The following is a 21,483-nucleotide window of genomic DNA, read 5'->3' as shown; positions in this document are numbered from 1 at the left end:
GCCCAGGCTCTTCTTCTTCACGTGGATAGATCGCCTAGTCCAAACGGAGCCCTGGTCGCCATGCCTCGTGAGCACACCCGGACGTACTTCCTCGGCAAACTCGCGCGGGAGTTGGAGCTCAGGGGCCTGGAGGCGTTCCTGCGCCCCGACCCCCCCTCGCTGAAGGTCCGTGATCCGGACGCGGCGATCTTCTCCGAGACCGTCGACTGCGTCGCCCTGTCCGACGGCTGGTTCTACCGCTGGTCCTGGGGCGACGTGGTGGAGAGCGCCGACCAGCCCGCCGCCGCGGCCGATCGCATCGTCAAGGTCTTCACCACCGGTGAGCCTCGCCCGCACCCGGGCCTCGAAGACGCCTGAGCGGAACCGCGGAACCCTGCCCGGAAAAAACTTCCTTCGATGTGTCGATTCCCGGCCGGCCTGTTCGAGGCCCAGGTAGCGGGCCGAAACGAGCGGCCCGGAACCGAAGGGAATCGACATGACGGCTCTGCAGGCGACTTCGGCCGGGGACGGCGCCGAGGCCGGAAGGGGCTGCGATCCGGCGACGAGCGTCACCAGGACCTTGCTGGCCTACGGTGTCATCGCCGGGCCGATCTACGTCCTGGTGTCCGTGACCGAGGGCCTCACCCGAGAGGGCTTCGACTTCTCCCGCCACGCGTGGAGCCTGCTCGCCAACGGCGACTTCGGCTGGATCCACATCGCCGATCTGGTGGTGACCGGGCTGATGACCGTCGCCTTCGCGGTCGGCCTGGGACGGGCCCTGCGGCCCGGCCGGGGCGCCACCTGGGCGCCTCGCCTGGTCGGCGCGTACGGCACGAGCATGGCGGCCGCCGGGGCGTTCCGAGCGGACCCGGCGCTGGGCTTCCCCGTGGGGACGCCGGCAGGCGCCGGCGAGGTCTCCTGGCACGGCACGCTGCACTTCGTCTCGGGCGGCATCGGGTTCACCTGCCTGATCGTGGCGTGCTTCGTGACGGGAGCCCGGTTCGGCCGTGAGGGTCGCCGGGGCTGGGCGGTGTTCTCCCGGATCACCGGGGTGCTGTTCTTCGCGGGCTTCGCCGGCATCGCGTCCGGCGGCGGTAGCGTGTGGATCAATCTGGCCTTCACCGCGGCCGTCGTGCTCGTCTGCGCCTGGATCTCAGCGGTGGCGGTTCATCTCTACCGCAGGGCCTCGCACAGCTGAACCCCCCCCATTCGGAGAGCGTCGCAGGAAGGCGGAAGAGACCATGCGTTACCTGGTGATACTGAAGGCGGAGCAGCCGGCGACCCCGCCGCCCCCCGAGCTCATGGAAGCGATCATGAAGCTCGGCGGCGAGGCCGCGGCGGCCGGCGCCCTGCTCGACACCGCGGGGCTGGCCCCGAGCGGGGCGGGCGCCCTGGTCGCGCTGGCCGGGGGACGGCTGAGCGTGACCGACGGGCCGTTCGCCGAGGCGAAGGAGCTCATCAGCTACGCGCTTTACGAGGTGCGGTCGAAGGAGGAGGCCGTCGAGTGGACCTCGCGCTTCATGAAGCTGCACCGGGACCTGTGGGAGGGCTGGGAGGGTGAGTCCACGGTCCTGAAGGTGCTCGGTCCCGAGGACTTCGGGCCTCCGGCGACCTGAGGCCACGCGGGTTGAGATTCCCTGCCGCGTCGCGGCGGGATCTCGTCCCCTGCCTCCCGTACGGAGGCCGGTGGTGGTTGGATCGGCAACCATGACGGTCGCCGATCCCCACCGGGCCACCCACCGCGCGATCGAGGCGGTCTGGCGGATCGAGTCGGCCCGGGTGATCGCCGGACTCGCCCGGCTCGTCCGCGACGTCGGCCTGGCCGAGGAACTCGCGCAGGACGCCCTGGTCATCGCCCTCGAACAGTGGCCGGAGGCGGGTGTCCCGGACAATCCGGGCGCGTGGCTCATGGCGACCGCGAAGCATCGCGCGATCGACCTCCTGCGCCGCCAGACGCGGTACGCGCACAAGCTCGAGGAGGTCGGCCGTGATCTCGACGTCCGGCAGTGGGCGGAACCGGACCTGGACGCGGCGATCGACGACCAGATCGGCGACGACCTGCTGCGCCTGGTCTTCACCGCCTGCCACCCCGTCCTGCCGACCGAGTCCCGGGTGGCGCTCACACTGCGCCTGCTCGGCGGGCTCACCACCGAGGAGATCGCCCGGGCGTTCCTGATCGCGGAGCCCACGGTCGCCCAGCGGATCGTCCGCGCGAAACGCACACTCGCCGCGAAGAAGGTCGAGTTCGAACTGCCGGCGCCGCACGAGCTGGCCGACCGGCTCTCATCGGTGCTCGGCGCCATCTACCTGATCTTCAATGAGGGCTACGCGGCCACGGGCGGGGACGACTGGACGCGCCCGGAGCTCTGCCAGGAGGCGCTCAGGCTGGGCCGGATCCTCGCCGGGCTCGCGCCCGGCGAGCCCGAGGTGCACGGGCTGGTCGGACTGATGGAGATCCAGGCGTCACGTCTGCGCGCCAGGACCGGCCCGTCGGGCGACCCCGTCCTGCTCATGGACCAGGATCGGCGCCTGTGGGATCGGCTGCTCATCCGCCGGGGCATGGAGGCGATCGACCGGGCCGAGGCGCTCGGCGGGATGTTCGGCCCGTACGCCCTGCAGGCCGCGATCGCCGCCTGCCACGCCCGCGCGCCGTCCAGGGAGGACACGGACTGGGAGCGGATCGCGGCGCTCTACCAGGTGCTGGCCCATGTCTCGCCGTCTCCGGTCGTGGAGCTGAACATGGCCGTCGCCGTCGGCATGGCCACCGGCCCGGCCGAGGGTCTGGAGATCGTGGACAGGCTCGTGTCCGAGCGGACGCTGGCCGCCTACCCCCAGCTGCCCGCCGTACGCGGTGATCTCCTCGCCAGGCTGGGCAGGCTCGAGGAGGCACGGCTGGAGTTCGAACGTGCCGCGACGCTGACCCGGAACGGACGGGAGCGCGCGCTCTTCCTCGACCGGGCCGCGGACCACGCCAAGGGGACCCCGGCCGGGTGACCGCGTGCCCGGATCGGGCACGCGGCCGTGTTCGGCCGTGTCGTCGGAATCGTCAGGCGCGGATCACCAGCCGCGCGCCTTCCACTCCGGCAGGGACGGGCGCTCGACGCCGAGGGTGGTGTCCTTGCCGTGGCCCGGGTACACCCAGGTCTCGTCGGGCAGCCGGTCGAAGATCCGCTCGACGACGTCGGTGAACAACTGGGTGAACCGCTCCGGGTCCTTCTGGGTGTTCCCGACGCCGCCGGGGAACAGCGAGTCGCCCGTGAAGACGTGGGAGTCCCGGTACAGGAGCGCGATCGATCCCGGTGTGTGCCCACGCAGGTGGATGACGTCCAATGTGGCGTTGCCCACGTTCACCTGGTCGCCGTGGTCCACCGTCCGCGTGACCTCGACCGGCAGTTCGGGGGCGTCGAGCGGGTGGGCGATCACCTGCGCTCCCGTGGCCCTGGCCACGTCCTCGAGGGCCAGCCAGTGGTCCTGGTGGCGGTGGGTGGTAACGATCGAGCTGATCGGCCGATCGCCGATCAGCGCGAGCAGGCGATCCGGCTCCGCGGCCGCGTCGACGAGCAGCCCGTCGCCGGTCTCCGTGCACCGCAGAAGGTAGGCGTTGTTGCCGAAACCGCCGACCTCGATCTTGGAAATGGTCAGTCCGGGCAGCTCACGCACGTCGGCGGGGCCACCCTGGGTGACGTCTCCGGTGTAGCTCATGATCCTCCTAAAGATCCTTCACGGCTCACGCTAGTCACGGCCGGGCGGCCATGTGCGCGGCGGCTCCGCCGGCAGCTCCGGGGGAGCGGGCAGCACCAGCCACGGAGGCGGCGCCGGCAGGCTCCCCGGCGCCGGCGCGCCCGCGGCTTCCGACGGCTTCACGCTCAGGCCCCGCCCGTCGCCCCGCCCGATGAGCCAGGCGAGAAGCTCACGGGGAGAGCCGTGCACGGCGGGGCCGTGGCCGAGACCCCGCCAGACCTGGACGTGCTCGCCGTCGTCGCGCCGGTCCCGGGAGACGATCTCGCTGAGCGGGCCATCGGCGCGGGGCCAGGACGACATCGTGTCGTACAGCTCCCGCCTGACGTAGGTCTCCGGCCAGTCGGCCCAGCCGTACTCCATGCCGAGATCGACGTGGTGGACCTCGACCTCGCGAAGCCGGCGGGCCGGGATGTACCAGGCCGGGTGCTCGGGCGGGCGCATGCCGATCACCATCGCCGACCAGGCCTCGGCGGGCAGGCTCTCCATCGCCTCCCTGAACCGTCCGGCGCTCTCCTCGAGGTCGGCGAGTTGCTCCTTCGCGGGCCGTACGGCTCCCGCCTCGATCTCGGACTCCCGCACCCCCGGAGCGGAGTATTGGGGCGTCCTGACTCCGGTTCTGGCCCAGGTCAGCAGGTTGACGTGGCCGTCGGCGTTGCGTGCCAGGTGGGTCAGGACGTGCCCCCGGGTCCATCCGGGCAGGACAGAGGGCGCGCGGACGTCGTCGTCGGTGAGCCGGGCGGCGGTCGCCAGCAGCCGGCTCGTGGATTCGGCCAGTTCGGTCTGGAACTCCTCGAGAGCAGACATAGGGCCATCATGGACCACCCCGTGGACCGTGCCCCGGACGGCCGGTCGTGGGGTGCCAGGGAAGAGCGCGCAGACCTGGACGGTTCTACTGGAAGAGTTTCCGGCCGGAGTCCGGGACGTGGGTTTGACGGAACTCATACCCTGGATGAGTGGGGGCGTGACCGTTTCGGAGGCGTTCAGCGGCCGCCCGCGCCGGCCGCCGGAGGACGCCCCGGAAATTGTCGGTGGCTCCGGATAGCTTGCCCGTGCACCTCCTGTTGACTCCATCGACCTATCGGGACCACCGTGGCTGACCGCCTGATCGTGCGTGGCGCACGTGAGCACAACCTGAAGGACGTCTCGCTGGACCTTCCGCGAGACGCTCTCATCGTCTTCACGGGGCTTTCCGGCTCCGGAAAGTCCAGCCTGGCCTTCGACACGATCTTCGCCGAGGGCCAGCGGCGCTATGTCGAGTCCCTGTCCGCCTACGCGCGGCAGTTCCTCGGCCAGATGGACAAGCCCGATGTGGACTTCATCGAGGGACTGTCCCCGGCGGTCTCCATCGACCAGAAGTCGACCAACCGCAACCCGCGTTCCACGGTCGGCACGATCACCGAGGTCTACGACTATCTGCGCCTGCTCTGGGCGCGGATCGGCAAGCCGCACTGCCCCCAGTGCGCCCGCCCGATCGCGCGGCAGACGCCGCAGCAGATCGTCGACCGCGTGCTGGAGTTGGAGGAGGGCACTCGCTTCCAGGTGCTCGCCCCGGTCATCCGCGGCCGCAAGGGGGAGTACGGCGAGCTGTTCCGAGAGCTTCAGACGAAGGGGTTCGCCCGGGCCAGGGTGGACGGCACGATCGTCAGGCTTGAGGAGCCGCCGACGCTCAAGAAGTACGAGAAGCACGACATCGAGGTGATCGTCGACCGGCTCGCGGTGAAGGACGGCGCGCGGCGCAGGCTCACCGACTCGGTGGAGACCGCCCTGCAGCTGTCCGGCGGCACGATCACGCTCGACTTCGTCGACCTCCCCGAGGGCGACGCCAACCGCGAGCGGTTCTACTCGGAGCATCTCTACTGCCCCTACGACGACCTGTCGTTCGAGGAGCTGGAGCCCCGCTCGTTCTCGTTCAACTCGCCCTTCGGCGCCTGCCCCGAATGCACCGGTCTCGGCACCCGGATGGAGGTCGACCCCGACCTCGTCGTGCCCGACCCCGAGCGCACACTCGGCGACGGCGCGATCAGCCCCTGGGCCAGCGGCCACACGAGCGACTACTTCGTCCGGATGATCGAGGCCCTGGGCAGCGCGCTCGGGTTCGACCTCGACACCGCGTGGGAGCGGCTGCCCAAGAAGGCGCAGAAGGCGCTCCTCAACGGTTACGACGAGCAGGTCCACATCCGCTACCGGAACCGGTACGGCCGTGAGCGCTCCTATTACACGAACTTCGAAGGCGTCATCCCCTGGGTGCAGCGCAGGCACGCCGAGTCGGAGAGCGACGCCAGCCGTGACCGGTTCGAGGGCTTCATGCGTGAGGTCCCGTGCCCGGCCTGCAACGGGCGCCGCCTCAAGCCGGTGTCCCTCGCCGTCACCGTGAGCGACGCGTCCATCGCCGACGTCTCGGGTCTGTCGATCGGCGAGTGCGCCGCGTTCCTGGGCAAGCTGCACCTGTCCGACCGGGACATGCACGTCGCCGAGCGGGTGGTCAAGGAGATCAACGCGCGGCTCGGCTTCCTCCTCGACGTCGGTCTCGACTACCTCACCCTCGACCGGGCCGCCGGGACGCTCGCGGGCGGCGAGGCCCAGCGGATCCGCCTGGCGACCCAGATCGGGTCCGGCCTCGTCGGCGTGCTCTACGTCCTGGACGAGCCTTCGATCGGCCTGCACCAGCGCGACAACCAGCGACTCCTGGAGACGCTCATCCGGCTGCGGGACATGGGCAACACGCTGATCGTGGTCGAGCACGACGAGGACACGATCGCGGCCGCCGACTGGGTGGTCGACATCGGTCCCGGCGCGGGCGAGCACGGCGGCCAGGTGGTCGTCTCCGGCACGGTCGAGCAACTGCTCGCCAGCGAGCAGTCCCTCACCGGGGCGTACCTGTCGGGCCGCAAGGCGATAGCCGTACCGGACGTCCGCCGCAAGCGGGACCGCAAGCGGCAACTCGTCGTGAAGGGCGCCCGCGAGCACAACCTGACGGGCGTGGACGTCGAGTTCCCCCTGGGCGTCTTCACGGCGGTGACGGGCGTCTCCGGCTCGGGCAAGTCGACGCTGGTCAACGACATCCTCTACAACGCCCTCGCGAAGGAGCTCAACGGTGCCCGCACCGTACCCGGGCGCCACTCCCGGGTGACGGGGACCGATCTGGTCGACAAGGTCGTCCACGTCGACCAGTCGCCGATCGGGCGCACGCCGAGGTCCAACCCCGCGACCTACACCGGGGTCTTCGACCACGTGCGCAAGCTCTTCGCGGCGACCGCCGAGGCGAAGATCCGCGGCTACCTGCCCGGCCGGTTCAGCTTCAACGTCAAGGGCGGCCGCTGCGAGGCGTGCTCCGGCGACGGCACCATCAAGATCGAGATGAACTTCCTGCCCGACGTGTACGTCCCCTGTGAGGTCTGTCACGGCGCCCGGTACAACCGGGAGACGCTGGAGGTCCACTACAAGGGCAAGACGATCTCCGAGGTCCTCGACATGCCGATCGAGGAGGCCCTGGAGTTCTTCGAGGCCATCCCCGCGATCCGGCGGCACCTGCAGACGCTCAACGACGTCGGCCTCGGCTACGTGCGGCTCGGGCAGCCGGCGACCACGCTGTCCGGCGGCGAGGCCCAGCGCGTGAAGCTCGCCTCGGAGTTGCAGCGCAGGTCCACCGGGCGCACCGTCTACGTGCTCGACGAGCCGACGACGGGTCTGCACTTCGAGGACATCCGGCGCCTGCTCGGCGTGCTCAACCGGCTCGTCGACAACGGGAACACGGTCATCGTCATCGAGCACAACCTCGACGTCATCAAGACGGCCGACTGGATCATCGACATGGGCCCCGAAGGAGGGTCCCGCGGCGGCAAACTGGTCGCCACGGGAACGCCTGAGGCCATCGCCCGGATCGAGGACAGCCACACCGCCCTGTTCCTTCGCAAGATCCTCGGAATGTGACGGATTCGGGCAGGCCGACCGGGGCCCCGCCTACTTTCCGCAGATCAGTCGTCCGTCATGCTGAACCAGGTCAGGGATCCGATCCGTAGTAGTCGACGTAGGGTTACACGTCACTCATGGGGCGGACGAAGACCCGGGCCTGTTCGCAGAACGGAAGGAAGAAAATGACGGAGACGACACGTCGTGCGGTGATCTTCGGCACGGGAGGGGCCGGTCTCGCGGTCGCGCTGACCGCCTGCGCCGGATACAGCACCGGAAGCACGGACGCGGCCGCCCCGCCCGCTCCACCCGCGGACGGGGCCGCTGACGGGGCCGCCTCGAAGGTCAAGGCCGGCGCCGCGATCGCCAAGACCACGGACATTCCCGAAGGGGGCGGCAAGGTCATCTTGGGTGCGCAGCTCGTCGTGACCCAGCCTTCCGCCGGTGAGTACAAGGCGTTCAGTGCGGTGTGCACCCATCAGGGCTGCATGGTGGACAAGATCGCTGACGGCACGATCGACTGCCCGTGTCACGGGAGCAGGTTCAGTGTGAAGGACGGCTCCGTGGTGAACGGCCCGGCGTCGGCGCCGCTCCCGGAGATGAAGATCAACGTGAGCGGGAGTGACATCACCCTGGCGTGAGTCCCGCGCCCGGCGCGATCACGGAGGCCGGCCCGCACGAGGGCGGCCGGCCACGATCCCGCCGGGCTTCTCCATCTCCGGGCGAACCCCGGCGGCGGCCATCGCGATCTCGCGCATGGCGGTCGTCGCGGTCTCACGAAATGAAGGTCGTCACGATCTCATGAAGCGGCGGTCGTCGCGATCTCCAGAAGCCGGAATTGTCGGCGGATCCAAGTAGGCTTTGGGTTGTGGCGGATCCGGCAACCTACCGACCGGCGCCCGGATCGATCCCCGAGTCGCCAGGCGTCTATCGCTTTCGCGACCCCGGCGGCCGGGTGATCTACGTTGGCAAGGCGAAGAGCCTTCGTCAACGACTGAACTCGTACTTCGCGGACTTCGCGGGGCTGCATCCGCGGACCCAGACGATGCTCACCAGCGCGGCGTCGGTCGACTGGACCGTGGTCGGGACCGAGGTCGAGGCGCTCCAGCTGGAGTATTCCTGGATCAAGGAGTTCGACCCGCGGTTCAACGTGAAGTACCGCGACGACAAGTCCTACCCGTACCTCGCGGTGACCATGGGGGAGGACTTCCCCCGGGTGCAGGTGCTGCGCGGGGCCAAGCGCAAGGGGACGCGCTACTTCGGGCCCTACTCGCACGCCTGGGCGATCAGGGAGACGGTCGACCTGCTGCTGCGCGTGTTCCCCGTGCGCACCTGCTCGGCCGGCGTCTTCAAGCGGGCCGGCCAGATCGGGCGGCCCTGTCTGCTGGGATACATCGACAAATGCTCGGCCCCCTGCGTCGGCCGGGTCACCCCCGAGGAGCACCGCGACCTGGCGGAGGACTTCTGCGACTTCATGGCGGGCAACACCACCCGCTTCATCAAGCGGCTCGAGCGTGAGATGCGCGCCGCGGCCGCCGTCGAGGAGTACGAGAAGGCCGCCCGGCTCCGCGACGACGTCCAGGCGCTGCAGCGGGCGCTGGAGAAGCAGACCGTCGTCCTCGGCGACGGCACCGACTGCGACGTGATCGCCCTGGCCGAGGACGCGCTGGAGGCGGCCGCGCAGGTCTTCTACGTGCGCGGCGGGCGGATCCGCGGTCAGCGCGGCTGGGTGGTCGACAAGGTCGAGGAGACGACGTCCGGCGATCTCGTGGAGCAGTTCCTCCTCCAGATGTACGGCGAGGCCACGATTCCCCGGGAGATCCTCGTCCCGGCCGCGCCGCCCGACATGGAGGCCGTCATCGAGCTGCTCAGCGAGCAGCGGGGCTCGCGGGTGGATCTGCGTGTCCCCCAGCGGGGGGACAAGAAGAGCCTGATGGAGACCGTCGAGCGCAACGCCAAGGAGTCCCTGGCCCAGCACAAGCTCAGGCGCGCGAGCGATCTGACGACGCGCAGCCGCGCGTTGCAGGAGATCGCCGACGCCCTCGACCTGGACCAGGCCCCCCTGCGGATCGAGTGCTACGACGTGTCCCACATCCAGGGATCCGACGTGGTGGCCTCGATGGTGGTGTTCGAGGACGGGCTGGCCCGCAAGAGTGAATACCGCAGGTTCTCGATCAAGAGTGCCGAGGGCGACGTCGCCTCCATATACGAGGTCATCTGCCGGAGGTTCAAGCGCTATCTGGAAGAGCGCGTCGCCACCGGCGAGCTCGACGACGAGTCCGCGGGGGACGGGTCAGTGGACGAGCACGCGGACCGGGGACGCGGCGATTCGGCGGCCGGGATGCCCATCGACCCGGAGACCGGCCGCCCGCGCAAGTTCGCCTACCCGCCCAACCTCGTCGTCGTGGACGGCGGCCCGGCCCAGGCGGCCGCAGCTCAGCGCGCGCTGGACGAGCTGGGGATCGACGACGTCGCGGTCTGTGGGCTGGCCAAGCGGCTGGAGGAGGTCTGGCTGCCGGGGGAGGACCTGCCGGTGATCCTTCCGCGGACCAGCGAGAGTCTCTACCTGCTGCAGCGCGTCCGCGATGAGGCCCATCGCTTCGCCATCACCTACCATCGGTCAAAGCGCTCCAAAACGCTGAAGGAAAGCGCGCTGGACCAGGTTCCGGGGCTCGGGCCGTCTCGCAGGCAGGCGCTTCTGCGCCACTTCGGCTCGGTCAAGCGACTGCGCGACGCCACGGCCACCGAGATCCTCGAGGTTCCCGGCATCGGCCCGGCGACCGCTGACGCGATCGTCGCGGCCTTCAAGGAAGAGAGCGCGTGAACGTCGGGGGACGTTCGCCCGGCACGTGGCCGGCTTCGAACGGTCACGTGCGGTGGCGGGACGGTCGCGTGTTGCGGCGAGCCGGTGGCGCGCCGTGGTGCGGCGGTGTCATGCTCCGGGCAGGGGCATGTCGTCTCCAGGCGGGGGCGCCGATGGGACGAGGCCGTATCGAGGCCATTAATCAGGCAGGACGGTGAGCGGGCGATGAGCACGACTGAGCCGGCGTTCGTTGTGGTCACAGGCATGTCAGGTGCGGGCCGGAGCACAGCGGCCAAGGCGTTGGAGGATGTGGGCTGGTTCGTCATCGACAACCTGCCGCCTGGTCTGCTGTTCTCCCTGGCGGAGGAGGCGGGCAAGGTCAACCTGGCCGCCGACAAGGTGGCGGCCGTCGTCGACGTGCGCAGCCTCGCTTTCACGACGGACCTCAACGCGGCGATCGAGGAGCTCGACGGCCGCGGCGTCGGCGTACGGGTGATGTTCCTGGAAGCGAGTGACGACGAGCTGGTCCGCAGGTTCGAGAACGTCCGGCGGCCCCATCCCCTTCAGGGGGACGGCCGGCTGGTCGACGGCATCGGCCGGGAGCGCGGCATCCTCCGTGAGGTCAGGGCCAATGCCGACCTGGTCATCGACACCTCGTCGCTGAACGTCCACGAGCTGCGCAACAAGGTGGTCTCCTTCTTCGGCGGGGAGGACCGGCCCGGCCTCAAGGTCAACGTCGTCTCCTTCGGCTACAAGTACGGCATGCCCGTGGACGCCGATCTGGTGGTCGACTGCCGGTTCCTGCCGAACCCCCATTGGGTGCCCGAGTTGCGTCCCATGAACGGCCTGGACACGCCCGTCAGGGAATACGTGCTCAACCAGCCGGGCGCGAAGGAGTTCCTCGACGGGTACGAGGACGTCTTCGGTGTCGTGGCCGCGGGGTACACCCGCGAGGGCAAGAGCTACGTCACCCTCGCCGTGGGATGCACGGGAGGCAAGCACCGCAGCGTCGCCATGGCCGAGGAGATCGGGTCCCGGCTCCGGGAAGACGGCATGGACGTGCAGGTCAGCCATCGCGACATGGGCCGCGAGTAAACCTCCTCGCATCTCGCGGCACGGTTCCACATCGTCCTCGCCGGGCAAGGCCGTATCGCGCAATTGTGGATCTTCCGGAGCTTTTTCGTAGAGTAGGGCTTTCTGGAAAAGGGCTTCGTTAGGGTTAGGCGAGCCGTGCGGCGAGGAGGAGCATGAACGAGCTCGCCTTTGGACTCGCTGAGTCCGCCGTCCCCGGGGAGTTCGCGAGTCCCCCGCGTGGGCCCAAGGTGGTCGCCCTCGGCGGTGGCCACGGCCTGTACGCGTCCCTGTCGGCCCTGAGAAGGGTCACGGGCGATCTCACGGCCATCGCCACGGTCGCCGACGACGGGGGCTCCAGCGGCCGTCTGAGGCGCGAACTCGGCGTCCTGCCGCCCGGGGACCTGCGGATGGCCCTCGCGGCGCTGTGCGGCGACGACGAGTGGGGCAAGACCTGGAGCGAGGTCGTCCAGCATCGCTTCCGCAGCGAGGGCGAGCTGCACGGGCATGCCATCGGCAACCTTCTGATCGTGGCCCTGTGGGAGCTGCTCGACGACCCCGTGAAGGGGCTGGAGTGGGTGGGCCGGCTGCTCGGCGCCCACGGCCGGGTCCTGCCCATGGCGTCGGTTCCCCTGGACATCGAGGCCGAGGTCGAGCTGGACGGTGTGATCTCCGTCGTCCGCGGTCAGGTGGCCTGCGCGCTGACCCCGGGGCGGGTGCAGGCGATCTCGCTGGTGCCGCCGGACCCGCCCGCCTGCCCGCAGGCGGTCGAGGCGATCGAGGAGGCCGACTGGGTGGTGTTCGGCCCCGGATCCTGGTTCACCAGTGTGCTGCCGCACCTCAAGGTGCCTGAGCTGGCCCGTGCGCTGCACGCGACCAGTGCCAGGCGCCTGGTCGTCCTCAACCTGGCGCCGCAGCCGGGAGAGACCGACGGCTTCTCCCCGGAGAAACATCTGGAGGTGCTCAGGGAGCACGCGCCGTCCCTGCTCGTCGACGCGGTGCTGGCCGACCAGAGCGTCGTCGACGATCCGCGGGCCCTGGAGAAGGCCGCCGTGTCCCTCGGCGGCCGTTTGGTTTTGGCCGATGTGGCCGCTTCTGACGGATCTCCGAGGCACGATGGACCACGTCTTGCCACGGTCCTGGACGAGATTTTCCACGAGAAGCGGTGATCCCCGTCTGTCAAGGTGCGAGAGACTGGCTCCCGTAAGTCTGGTTCGGGGAGGACACGCGCAGATGGCCATGACGGGTGTGGTGAAGGACGAGCTGAGCCGCCTATCGGTGCTCAAGCCTTGCTGTCGTAAGGCCGAGGTATCGACGCTGCTGCGGTTCGCGAGCGGACTGCACCTCGTCGGCGGTCGGATCGTGATCGAGGCCGAGCTGGACACGAACGTGACGGCCCGCCGGCTGATCAAGGACATCGGCGAGGTGTTCGGCCACAGGGCCGAGGTGCTGGTGCTGGCGCCGGCCGGTCTACGCAAGGGCTCGCGGTACGTCGTGCGGGTCTACAAGGACGGCGAGGCCCTCGCCCGGCAGACGGGACTGATCGACAACCACGGCAGGCCGGTCCGCGGGCTGCCCCGTCAGGTGGTGTCCGGAGCCACGTGCGATGCCGAGGCCGCGTGGCGGGGGGCGTTCCTGGCGCACGGCTCGCTCACCGAGCCCGGGCGCTCGATGTCGCTGGAGGTGACCTGCCCGGGGCCGGAGGCGGCGCTGGCCCTGGTCGGATCCGCGCGGCGGCTCAAGATCCACGCCAAGGCGCGTGAGGTGCGCGGCGTCGACCGGGTCGTGGTCCGCGACGGAGATGCGATCAGCGCCCTGCTGACCCGGTTGGGGGCGCACGACAGCGTCCTCGCCTGGGAGGAACGGCGGATGCGCCGCGAGGTCCGGGCGACGGCCAACCGGCTGGCCAACTTCGACGACGCCAACCTCCGCAGGTCGGCCCGGGCGGCCGTCGCCGCGGGCGCCCGGGTCCAGCGCGCCCTGGAGATCCTGGGCGAAGACGCTCCCGAGCACCTTGTGGTGGCGGGCCGGCTGCGGGTCGACCACAAGCAGGCGTCGCTGGAGGAACTCGGCCAGATCGCGGACCCGCCCCTGACCAAGGATGCGATCGCGGGGCGGATCCGGCGGCTGCTGGCCATGGCGGACAAGCGGGCTCAGGACATCGGCATCGCCAACACCGAGGCCAACCTCACGCCCGACATGCTCGCTCCCTGAGCGTCAGCTCTTGACCTTCTCCGGCTCGGTGGCCGGCTCAGGCGTCGGCTCGCTTTCCGGGGTGTCGCCTTCAGCGGTCTCAGCCTTGGCGGTGTCGGCCGCGATGGTCTCTGCCTTGGCGGTCCCGGGCTCGGTGACCCCGGCCTCCTTCGCTTCGCCCTGGGCGGCGTCCGTCGTGTCGGTCGCCTGGGGCGCGTCCTGCGGCCCGTCGGCCGCGGGCGTGGTCACCGGAGCACCGGCGGCCGCCGTCCGGCTCTGCTGAGCGGCCACGACCCCGCCGGTTCACGAACGAGAAGCCGAACGTCGCGCCGATAGCCCAAATGAACAGGCTCTTGATGTCGATGATCTCGCTGAAGTGATCGGTGACGATCGTGAAGGCGTCGACGTAGCCGATCGGGGTGCCCAGGGCTTCTGCGGCCCGGACGACCTGGACGACGTCCTCTACGACGATGCCGAGGGCGGCTCCGGCGAAGGATGTTTACTACGACAAGCCGGGCACCTTACCCCAGACACTGACTCTTGGTGTGCGCTTTGCCTGACTGTGGCATGACCCACCCGCGCGTGGTCTAGTCCAATTTGCGTCCGATAAGGTCTGTCATTGAGGTTTCACGCCAGCCATGTCGCCGGAGTGCCGGCGCACGACGTACGAGGAGATCGGATCCGTGAGCATCCGCGTGGGCGTCAACGGCTTTGGCCGTATCGGCCGCAACTTCTGGCGCGCAGTGGCGGCCAGCGGTAAGGACATCGAGATTGTCGCGGTCAACGACCTGACCGACAACGCAACGCTCGCCCACCTGCTGAAGTACGACAGCATCCTGGGCCGCCTGCCGTACGAGGTGAAGGCCTCGGCGGACGAGATCACCGTCGACGGCAAGGCGATCAAGGCATTCGCCGAGCGCGACCCGGCGAAGCTGCCCTGGGGCGACCTGGGCGTCGACGTCGTCGTGGAGTCGACCGGCCTGTTCACCGACGCCACCAAGGCGCGCGTGCACGCCGACAACGGTGCGAAGAAGGTCATCATCTCCGCTCCGGCGAAGAACGAAGACGTCACCGTCGTCATGGGTGTCAACCACGAGACCTACGACCCCGCGGCGCACACGATCATCTCGAACGCCTCGTGCACCACCAACTGCCTGGCCCCGATGGCCAAGGTCATCAATGACACCTTCGGTATCGAGAAGGGTCTGATGACCACCATCCACGCCTACACGCAGGACCAGAACCTGCAGGACGGTCCGCACAAGGACCTGCGGCGCGCCCGCGCGGCGGCGCTGAACATCGTCCCGACCTCCACGGGCGCGGCCAAGGCGATCGGCCTGGTGCTGCCCGAGCTCAAGGGCAAGCTCGACGGCTTCGCGCTGCGCGTGCCGATCCCCACGGGCTCGGCGACCGACCTGACCGTCGAGGTCAAGCGTGAGACCTCGGTCGAAGAGGTCAACGCCGCGCTGAAGGCGGCCGCGGAGGGCCCGCTCAAGGGCTACCTGTCCTACACCGAGGACGAGATCGTCTCCTCGGACATCGTGACCGACCCGTCGTCGTGCATCTTCGACTCCGGTCTGACCAAGGTCATCGGCAACCAGGTCAAGGTCATCGGCTGGTACGACAACGAGTGGGGCTACTCCAACCGCCTCGCCGACCTGATCGAGTACGTGGGCGCCTCGCTCTGATGATCGGAATCGACGAGCTCGACGTGAAGGGTCGGCGCGTCTTCGTGCGCGCCGACCTCAACGTCCCCCTTGACGGGGAGACGATCACCGACGACGGCCGGATCCGGGCGTCGGTGCCGACGATCAAGAAACTGCTCGAGCGTGGCGCCAAGGTGATCGTGGGCGCCCACCTCGGCCGCCCCAAGGGCGCTCCGACGCCCAAGTACTCCCTCGCCCCGGTCTCCCGGCGGCTGGCGGAGCTGCTCGGCGAGGACGTGGCGTTCGCGACCGACGTGGTCGGCGAGTCGGCGGTGAGCGTGACCGACGCTCTCCAGGACGGCCAGGTGGCGCTGCTGGAGAACCTGCGGTTCGAGCCCGGCGAGGAGTCCAAGGACGACGCGGTCAGGGGGGAGTTCGCCGACAAGCTGGCCGCTCTCGCCGACCTGTACGTCGGTGACGGCTTCGGCGCGGTGCATCGCAAGCACGCCAGCGTCTACGACGTGCCGCAGCGGCTCCCGCACGCGGCCGGCGACCTCGTGCTGACCGAGGTCGAGGTGCTCAAGAAGCTCACCGAGGACCCGGCCCGGCCGTACGTCGTGGTCCTGGGTGGTGCGAAGGTCTCCGACAAGCTGGGTGTCATCGCCAACCTTCTGGCGAAGGTCGACCGGCTGCTCATCGGCGGCGGCATGGCCTACACCTTCCTCAAGGCGCAGGGCCACGAGGTCGGCAACTCGCTGCTGCAGGAGGACCAGCTCGACCAGGTCCGCGGCTTCCTCAACGAGGCCGCGTCCCGTGGAGTCGATCTGGTGCTCCCCGTGGACGTGCTGGCGGCCACGCATTTCGCGGCGGACGCGCCCCACGAGGTGGTCGACGCCACCGCGATCCCGGCTGACCGGGAGGGCCTGGACATCGGCCCGAAGACGCGTGAGCTGTTCGCCGCGAAGCTGGCGGACGCCGAGACGGTGTTCTGGAACGGCCCCATGGGCGTGTTCGAGTTCGAGGCGTTCTCCGGGGGCACCCGTGCCGTCGCGGAGGCGCTCGTCCGGTCCGGCGCGTTCACCGTCGTCGGCGGCGGCGACTCGGCGGCCGCGGTGCGGCTGCTCGGTCTCCCCGAGGACGGCTTCTCGCACATCTCCACCGGCGGCGGCGCCAGCCTCGAGTACCTCGAAGGCAAGACGCTGCCCGGGCTCGCGGCGCTGGAGGCATAGTGGCGCGCAAGCCTCTCATGGCCGGCAACTGGAAGATGAACCTCAACCACCTCGAGGCCATCAACCTGGTGCAGAAGCTGGCGTTCTCGCTGACCGACAAGGACTTCGACGCCGTCGAGGTCGCGGTGCTGCCGCCGTTCACCGATCTGCGCAGCGTCCAGACGCTGATCGACGGTGACAAGCTCCGGATCGTGTACGGCGGGCAGGACCTGTCCCATCACGACTCGGGCGCCTACACCGGGGACATCTCCGGGGCGATGCTCGCGAAGCTCGGCGCGACCTTCGTGCTGGTCGGGCATTCCGAGCGCCGGCAGTACCACCACGAGGACGACGGCCTCTGCAACGCCAAGGTGAAGGCGGCCTACCGGCACTCGATCACGCCGATCCTGTGCGTCGGCGAGAAGCTCGAGATCCGCAGGGAGGACCGCCACGTCGAGCACACGCTCGCGCAGCTTGACGGGGCGCTCGACGGCATCACGGCGGAGCAGGCCAAGTCGCTCGTGGTGGCGTACGAACCGGTATGGGCGATCGGCACCGGCGAGGTGGCGACCCGTGAGGACGCCCAGGAGGTCTGCGGGGCCATCCGGATGCGACTCGCCGGGCTGTATGGGGACGAGGTGGCCGCGTCGGTCCGTATCCTTTACGGAGGCTCGGTAAAGGCGGACAACATCGCCGGCATCATGGCGGAGCCCGACATCGATGGCGCCCTCGTCGGAGGGGCCAGCCTCGACCAGGGAGAATTCGTCAGGATTTGCCGCTTTGGGGAGATGCCTGGCTAGCTGGGCCGTTTAGGGGGTACGAGTTGACAACAAGTCGTACCCTCATAGTGCAAGATTGAATCGTCACGCCGATGGCGTCGTGTGCACGCCCGTAAATAGGAACAGGTCTACGGTGACAATCGGAATCTCCATCGCCCTCATCCTGTCGAGCGCTCTGATGGTGCTGCTCGTCCTGCTCCACAAGGGCAAGGGCGGCGGTCTCTCAGACCTGTTCGGCGGCGGTTTCACCTCGTCCTTCGGCGGATCGTCCGTGGTGGAGCGTAACCTGGACCGACTGACCGTCATCACGGGTGTGGTCTGGTTCGTCTGCATCATCGCGCTGGGTCTGCTGCTCAAGCCGTAGCGGCTTCCTCTGGCAACGCGTGACCTGGATTCACCTCCCCGTGTCCCCGGGGCGATCGAGCAAGGAGTTCATCCGTGGGTAGTGGCAACGCGATCCGTGGCAGCCGAGTCGGAGCCGGCCCCATGGGGGAGGCCGAGCGTGGCGAGGCAGCCCCCCGCGTGCGGGTCTCGTTCTGGTGCGCCAACATGCACGAGACGCGCCCCAGCTTCGCCAGTGACGCGGCCGTCCCTGAGCACTGGGACTGCCCCCGGTGCGGGCTGCCGGCCGGTCAGGACGAGGCCAATCCGCCCGCCCCGCCGCGGAACGAGCCGTACAAGACGCACCTCGCGTATGTGAAGGAGCGTCGTAGCGACACTGACGGCGCACAGATCCTCGCCGAGGCTCTGGAGCGTCTGCGTTCGTCCTCCCGCCCGATCTACTAGGTCGTACGGCACGAAAGCCACGAGGTCCCCGCGACGGAACGGTCGCGGGGACTTCGGCGTGTTCAGGGCAGGCAGTGCTGAATTGGCCAAGCGACAGGTCATGAGAGCGCAAGTCAGCGTGCCACGTTCCGGGATGGGGTGCTGTCCGGCCGTAGAACGGGATCTCGATCATCGTCGATGTGGAGGTCCCGGTGCTGGCTGGTTGGATGAGAGTCGCGACCAAGAATCCATTCCCGAGGTCCCGCGGCCTCGGGTCGTACATGAAGTCGACGGCGGCCTCCGCCGGCCTGGTCGCGGCCATGGTCGCGTCCGGAGTCGGGGCCGGGGTGGCGGTCGCCGAGACACGTGGGTACACCTACGTGACGAACTCGGCCGCGAATACGGTCTCGATGATCGACACCGCGACCAACAGCGTCGTGGCCACCATCCCCGTGGGCGTGAGTCCAGAAGAACTGGCGGTCTCGCCTGGAGGCACCCGGGCCTACGTCGCCAACGGGGGTGACAACACCGTGTCGGTGATCGACACGGTCGCCAGGCGCGTCATCGCCACCGTTCCCGTCGGGAACTCCCCCTTCGCGGTGGCGGTCAGCCGCAACGGCACGCGGGCTTACGTGACCAACCAGGGCGCCAACACGGTGTCGGTGATCAATACCAGCACCAACAGCATCGTGACCACGATCCCCGTCGGTGCCTTTCCCTCCGGGGTGGCCGTCAGCCCTGACGGCACCCGCGCCTACGTGACCAACCTCAGCAGCAACTCGGTGTCTGTGATCAACACTCTGACCAATGCCGTGATCGGGACGCCGATCCCCGTCGGGGGCGCCCCCGTCGGGGTGGCCTTCTCTCCCACCCGCCCCCGGGCCTACGTGACCAACCTCGGCGCCGGCACGTTGTCGGTGATCAGAACTTCGGACAACACCGTCAGCGAGACCATCGTCCTCGGAGGGGACGCCCAGCGGGTGGCGGTCTCCCGCAACGGCACCCGGGCGTACGTGACCGACTCGTTCAACCGGCTCGTGTCGGTGCTCAACGTCGCGGTCGACATGCTGCCCAACCCCCTGATCACGACGATCCCCGTCGGGGGGTTGTCGCCCGTGGGTCTGGCCGTCTCCGTCGGCGGCACGCGGTTGTACGTCGCGAACGGCGGCACCAACAACGTGTCGGTGATCAACACGCTGACCAACACACTTCTTGGCACCATCAACGTCGGAGCCGGGCCGCTGGGCGTCGCCTCCAGCAGCCTGTCCACCCCGGATCCTGCTCCCCAGCCTCGGCCCCGCGCCGTCGCGGAGGCCGAGGCTCACGCGTCCCAGAGCCAGGGTGGAGGGTGAACATCCGATCGTTCCGGTGATCGGGACGTGCACATCACTGGGCTGTCGTATTTCGTTATCAACACTGATTCATATGAATATCACCAAATGGCGGTGGAAATGACTTTGGGCCGTCACTTGGAACCCCCGATTTGAGGGGGATGTGCAAAGATTCTTCGGGAGGCCGTGACGACATGTCGCGGCCTCCCGTCATGTTCGGCCTCTGCCCGGACGCCGTCCCAGCTGCGATTTCCCCCGTCCATCGCAGATGACGTTTCGCCGCGGCGGCGGCATCGTAATTCACGCATACCATTTGGCGGATTTCCTCTTTACTTGATATTGCCGCATGGATTCTAATCGCATCAGCAGTAAGGATCCTCGGTCGCGCAGGCACGGCGTCTCGGGTCATCGTGGGGGCTCGTAAGGGTTGATGACCGCCGTTTCGCGTGGGGTAGAGGGTCGGCGAGGCTTCTGCCGATCAGTCCGGCCTGACGTTCCTGCGAGATCCGGGAGGCATCGTGCGATCCATCCCTCCGTAGCGGCCTCGAGCACCGCGCGTCCGCGGCTCTCAACTGGTGGCTCGATTTCGATTCCACCGGCCGCCGTTCATGATCCGGCATGATCGCGTTCTGCCGCGATCGCGAGCCGGAATTCCAGTGAATTCCGTGTCGTGAACACCGTGCGGAATTCCCGCGGGACAATTCTTCGATCGCCGGAGTCATGCCGTGAATACATCCGGCATGGCCGGGCGAGCCCCATGGGGAAATGAAGGCCGCCCGCATCGATCCCAATTTTTTGGAGCGTTCCAAGAGAAAGGCCACTCTGATGGCACCTGTCATCACGTCACTCAGCGCAGCTCCCCAGAACACCAACCAGGGAGGTTACGGTCAGACCCTCACCATCAACGGCACGGGCCTGACCGGAACCACCAGCGCGAAGATCGGGTCGCGCACCGTCGCCGCCAGTTCCAACGTCGGCGGAACGGTCGTCACCTGCACCATCCCCTCCGGCTGCGGCGCGGCGAGCGTCAACGTCGTCAGCCCCACCGGCACGAGCAACCCGCTGCCGTTCTTCTACATCGACCCCCCGTTCGTGTCGGGTCTGGCGCCCACGGAAGGGTCGGCCGCCACGCCCGTCCCGGTAGAGATCTCCGGTGCGACCCTGCTGACCACCAACCGGGTCCAGTTCGGCGGGGTCACGGGCACTCTCACGCCGCCCACCAGCGACGTCGAGATCACGGCGACCCCCCTGAGCATCACCCCGCTCGGGTCGAACCCCTGGTTCCAGACGCGGGACGTCTCCGTTCGTACGGCCGGAGGCAGCCTCACGATCACCAATGCCGTCATGCTCTTCGACACCCCCGAGGTGACCGACCTGACACCCGACACCGGCCCGGCCGGCACAGAGGTGGTGATCACAGGCACGGCCTTCGTGGGCTCGTCCGTCACCGTCACCTTCGACGGCGTCGACGCCGACTTCACCCCCAACTCCGACACGCAGATAATCGCGACCGCCCCGACCGGCCCGACCGGGGAGGTCGACGTGGTCGTCACCACTCCGGGCGGCGCCAGCGCCGCCGTCCCCTTCACCTACGCCTGATCAGGCGCGGGAGACAACCCCATCCATCACGTGTGCCCCCGGCGCCTGACCTGCCGGGGGCGCACGCCCCCCATTGGGAGGACCCATGGCTCCGGTAGTCAACGGTGTGACCCCGAACCAGGGGTCCACCGCAGGCGGCACATCCGTGTCGATCACGGGGAGCGCGTTCGTCAGCGTCACCGCCGTGCGGTTCGGCGGGAACGCCGCCTCCGGCGTGGTGGTCGGCTCCAGCACGCAGTTGACGGCCATCACGCCGGCGGGGACGGGCACGGTCAACGTGACGGTCAGCGCGCTCAGCGGCACCAGTTCACAGACGGTGCCGTACACCTACGTCGCGGTCCCGGCTCCGGTGATCTCGGCGCTCGCCCCCGATCAGGGACCGGTGGCGGGCGGCACCGTCGTCGTGATCACGGGGACCGGTTTCACCGGGGCCACGTCGGTGAGGTTCGGCTCGGTCAC

The 21,483-nt window shown here is 68.9% G+C and carries 21 protein-coding genes; 18 read left to right on the top strand and 3 right to left on the bottom strand.

Going from position 1 to position 21,483, the window contains the following annotated elements:
- Window positions 1-60: 60 nt before the first annotated feature.
- The 4 genes from Psi02_RS22420 (at window position 61) to Psi02_RS22405 (ending at window position 2,973) form a co-directional block, all read left to right on the top strand.
- Window positions 61-357, top strand: coding sequence for a hypothetical protein (locus tag Psi02_RS22420; RefSeq protein ID WP_203886251.1), 297 nt, complete (start codon window positions 61-63; stop codon window positions 355-357).
- A 118-nt stretch (window positions 358-475) separates the two neighbouring features.
- Window positions 476-1,177: a DUF998 domain-containing protein gene (locus tag Psi02_RS22415; RefSeq protein ID WP_203977199.1), complete on the top strand. Its 702-nt coding sequence runs from the start codon at window positions 476-478 to the stop codon at window positions 1,175-1,177.
- A gap of 43 nt (window positions 1,178-1,220) precedes the next feature.
- Window positions 1,221-1,595, top strand: coding sequence for a YciI family protein (locus tag Psi02_RS22410; RefSeq protein ID WP_203977197.1), 375 nt, complete (start codon window positions 1,221-1,223; stop codon window positions 1,593-1,595).
- A 91-nt stretch (window positions 1,596-1,686) separates the two neighbouring features.
- Entirely contained in the window at window positions 1,687-2,973 is a 1,287-nt protein-coding gene (locus Psi02_RS22405; RefSeq protein ID WP_203977195.1) for an RNA polymerase sigma factor, read from the top strand.
- A gap of 63 nt (window positions 2,974-3,036) precedes the next feature.
- Here Psi02_RS22405 and Psi02_RS22400 read toward each other — a convergent pair whose 3' ends face one another.
- Window positions 3,037-3,681 (bottom strand): MBL fold metallo-hydrolase, encoded by a 645-nt coding sequence (locus Psi02_RS22400; RefSeq protein ID WP_203977193.1) that lies wholly within the window; start codon window positions 3,679-3,681, stop codon window positions 3,037-3,039.
- Between the two features lie 30 nt (window positions 3,682-3,711).
- On the bottom strand, window positions 3,712-4,524 hold the full coding sequence (locus tag Psi02_RS22395; protein ID WP_203977191.1) for a maleylpyruvate isomerase family mycothiol-dependent enzyme: 813 nt from the start codon (window positions 4,522-4,524) through the stop codon (window positions 3,712-3,714).
- A 285-nt stretch (window positions 4,525-4,809) separates the two neighbouring features.
- Here Psi02_RS22395 and uvrA point away from each other — a divergent pair, with 285 nt between their 5' ends.
- The 6 genes from uvrA (at window position 4,810) to whiA (ending at window position 13,717) form a co-directional block, all read left to right on the top strand.
- Window positions 4,810-7,650: an excinuclease ABC subunit UvrA gene (uvrA, locus tag Psi02_RS22390; RefSeq protein ID WP_203977189.1), complete on the top strand. Its 2,841-nt coding sequence runs from the start codon at window positions 4,810-4,812 to the stop codon at window positions 7,648-7,650.
- Between the two features lie 164 nt (window positions 7,651-7,814).
- Window positions 7,815-8,270, top strand: a complete 456-nt coding sequence (locus tag Psi02_RS22385; protein ID WP_203977187.1) for a Rieske (2Fe-2S) protein — start codon at window positions 7,815-7,817, stop codon at window positions 8,268-8,270.
- Between the two features lie 227 nt (window positions 8,271-8,497).
- Window positions 8,498-10,453, top strand: a complete 1,956-nt coding sequence (gene uvrC / locus Psi02_RS22380; protein WP_203977185.1) for an excinuclease ABC subunit UvrC — start codon at window positions 8,498-8,500, stop codon at window positions 10,451-10,453.
- A gap of 204 nt (window positions 10,454-10,657) precedes the next feature.
- Complete coding sequence (gene rapZ, locus Psi02_RS22375; RefSeq protein ID WP_203977183.1) at window positions 10,658-11,527, top strand: RNase adapter RapZ; 870 nt, start codon at window positions 10,658-10,660, stop codon at window positions 11,525-11,527.
- 227 nt (window positions 11,528-11,754) lie between these two features.
- Window positions 11,755-12,672 (top strand): gluconeogenesis factor YvcK family protein, encoded by a 918-nt coding sequence (locus Psi02_RS22370; RefSeq protein ID WP_239095073.1) that lies wholly within the window; start codon window positions 11,755-11,757, stop codon window positions 12,670-12,672.
- A 64-nt stretch (window positions 12,673-12,736) separates the two neighbouring features.
- Window positions 12,737-13,717: a DNA-binding protein WhiA gene (gene whiA, locus Psi02_RS22365; protein WP_203955944.1), complete on the top strand. Its 981-nt coding sequence runs from the start codon at window positions 12,737-12,739 to the stop codon at window positions 13,715-13,717.
- 3 nt (window positions 13,718-13,720) lie between these two features.
- Here whiA and Psi02_RS22360 read toward each other — a convergent pair whose 3' ends face one another.
- On the bottom strand, window positions 13,721-13,987 hold the full coding sequence (locus Psi02_RS22360) for a hypothetical protein (protein WP_203977179.1): 267 nt from the start codon (window positions 13,985-13,987) through the stop codon (window positions 13,721-13,723).
- A gap of 392 nt (window positions 13,988-14,379) precedes the next feature.
- On the opposite strand from Psi02_RS22360, the gene gap reads away from it, so the two are divergent.
- From gap to Psi02_RS22320, 8 genes are all read left to right on the top strand, one after another.
- Window positions 14,380-15,384, top strand: a complete 1,005-nt coding sequence (gene gap, locus Psi02_RS22355; RefSeq protein ID WP_203955946.1) for a type I glyceraldehyde-3-phosphate dehydrogenase — start codon at window positions 14,380-14,382, stop codon at window positions 15,382-15,384.
- The gene (locus Psi02_RS22350; RefSeq protein ID WP_203977177.1) at window positions 15,384-16,571 is read left to right on the top strand and encodes a phosphoglycerate kinase; all 1,188 of its coding nucleotides are present in this window, start codon (window positions 15,384-15,386) and stop codon (window positions 16,569-16,571) included. The genes gap and Psi02_RS22350 overlap by 1 nt, the downstream gene beginning before the upstream one ends.
- Window positions 16,572-16,588: 17 nt before the next feature.
- The gene (gene tpiA, locus Psi02_RS22345) at window positions 16,589-17,350 is read left to right on the top strand and encodes a triose-phosphate isomerase (protein ID WP_373317660.1); all 762 of its coding nucleotides are present in this window, start codon (window positions 16,589-16,591) and stop codon (window positions 17,348-17,350) included.
- 112 nt (window positions 17,351-17,462) lie between these two features.
- The gene (secG, locus tag Psi02_RS22340) at window positions 17,463-17,693 is read left to right on the top strand and encodes a preprotein translocase subunit SecG (RefSeq protein ID WP_142572490.1); all 231 of its coding nucleotides are present in this window, start codon (window positions 17,463-17,465) and stop codon (window positions 17,691-17,693) included.
- 74 nt (window positions 17,694-17,767) lie between these two features.
- Entirely contained in the window at window positions 17,768-18,115 is a 348-nt protein-coding gene (locus Psi02_RS22335; protein WP_203955948.1) for an RNA polymerase-binding protein RbpA, read from the top strand.
- Between the two features lie 260 nt (window positions 18,116-18,375).
- On the top strand, window positions 18,376-19,446 hold the full coding sequence (locus Psi02_RS22330; protein ID WP_203977175.1) for a YVTN family beta-propeller repeat protein: 1,071 nt from the start codon (window positions 18,376-18,378) through the stop codon (window positions 19,444-19,446).
- 804 nt (window positions 19,447-20,250) lie between these two features.
- Window positions 20,251-21,024 carry an IPT/TIG domain-containing protein gene (locus tag Psi02_RS22325; RefSeq protein WP_203977173.1) on the top strand — a complete coding sequence of 258 codons (774 nt, stop codon included), beginning with the start codon at window positions 20,251-20,253 and terminating at the stop codon, window positions 21,022-21,024.
- An 85-nt stretch (window positions 21,025-21,109) separates the two neighbouring features.
- Window positions 21,110-21,483 (top strand): IPT/TIG domain-containing protein (locus Psi02_RS22320; RefSeq protein ID WP_203977171.1); only part of this gene is annotated, 374 nt, incomplete at its 3' end.

This window comes from Planotetraspora silvatica (assembly GCF_016863315.1).
GTDB lineage: Bacteria > Actinomycetota > Actinomycetes > Streptosporangiales > Streptosporangiaceae > Planotetraspora > Planotetraspora silvatica.
The sequence above is the reverse complement of the archived record's forward strand: the minus strand, read 5'-3'. Positions and strand labels throughout refer to the sequence as shown.

Bases quoted from the DNA above. Each gene is read 5' to 3' on its own strand.
- Psi02_RS22350 (WP_203977177.1), top strand. From the start codon at position 15,384: ATGATCGGAATCGACGAGCTCGACGTGAAGGGTCGGCGCGTCTTCGTG.
- Psi02_RS22400 (WP_203977193.1), bottom strand. From the start codon at position 3,681: ATGAGCTACACCGGAGACGTCACCCAGGGTGGCCCCGCCGACGTGCGT.
- Psi02_RS22420 (WP_203886251.1), top strand. From the start codon at position 61: ATGCCTCGTGAGCACACCCGGACGTACTTCCTCGGCAAACTCGCGCGG.
- whiA (WP_203955944.1), top strand. From the start codon at position 12,737: ATGGCCATGACGGGTGTGGTGAAGGACGAGCTGAGCCGCCTATCGGTG.
- Psi02_RS22395 (WP_203977191.1), bottom strand. From the start codon at position 4,524: ATGTCTGCTCTCGAGGAGTTCCAGACCGAACTGGCCGAATCCACGAGC.
- Psi02_RS22325 (WP_203977173.1), top strand. From the start codon at position 20,251: ATGGCACCTGTCATCACGTCACTCAGCGCAGCTCCCCAGAACACCAAC.
- Psi02_RS22405 (WP_203977195.1), top strand. From the start codon at position 1,687: ATGACGGTCGCCGATCCCCACCGGGCCACCCACCGCGCGATCGAGGCG.
- Psi02_RS22385 (WP_203977187.1), top strand. From the start codon at position 7,815: ATGACGGAGACGACACGTCGTGCGGTGATCTTCGGCACGGGAGGGGCC.
- Psi02_RS22410 (WP_203977197.1), top strand. From the start codon at position 1,221: ATGCGTTACCTGGTGATACTGAAGGCGGAGCAGCCGGCGACCCCGCCG.
- Psi02_RS22415 (WP_203977199.1), top strand. From the start codon at position 476: ATGACGGCTCTGCAGGCGACTTCGGCCGGGGACGGCGCCGAGGCCGGA.
- tpiA (WP_373317660.1), top strand. From the start codon at position 16,589: ATGGCCGGCAACTGGAAGATGAACCTCAACCACCTCGAGGCCATCAAC.
- Psi02_RS22330 (WP_203977175.1), top strand. From the start codon at position 18,376: ATGAAGTCGACGGCGGCCTCCGCCGGCCTGGTCGCGGCCATGGTCGCG.
- rapZ (WP_203977183.1), top strand. From the start codon at position 10,658: ATGAGCACGACTGAGCCGGCGTTCGTTGTGGTCACAGGCATGTCAGGT.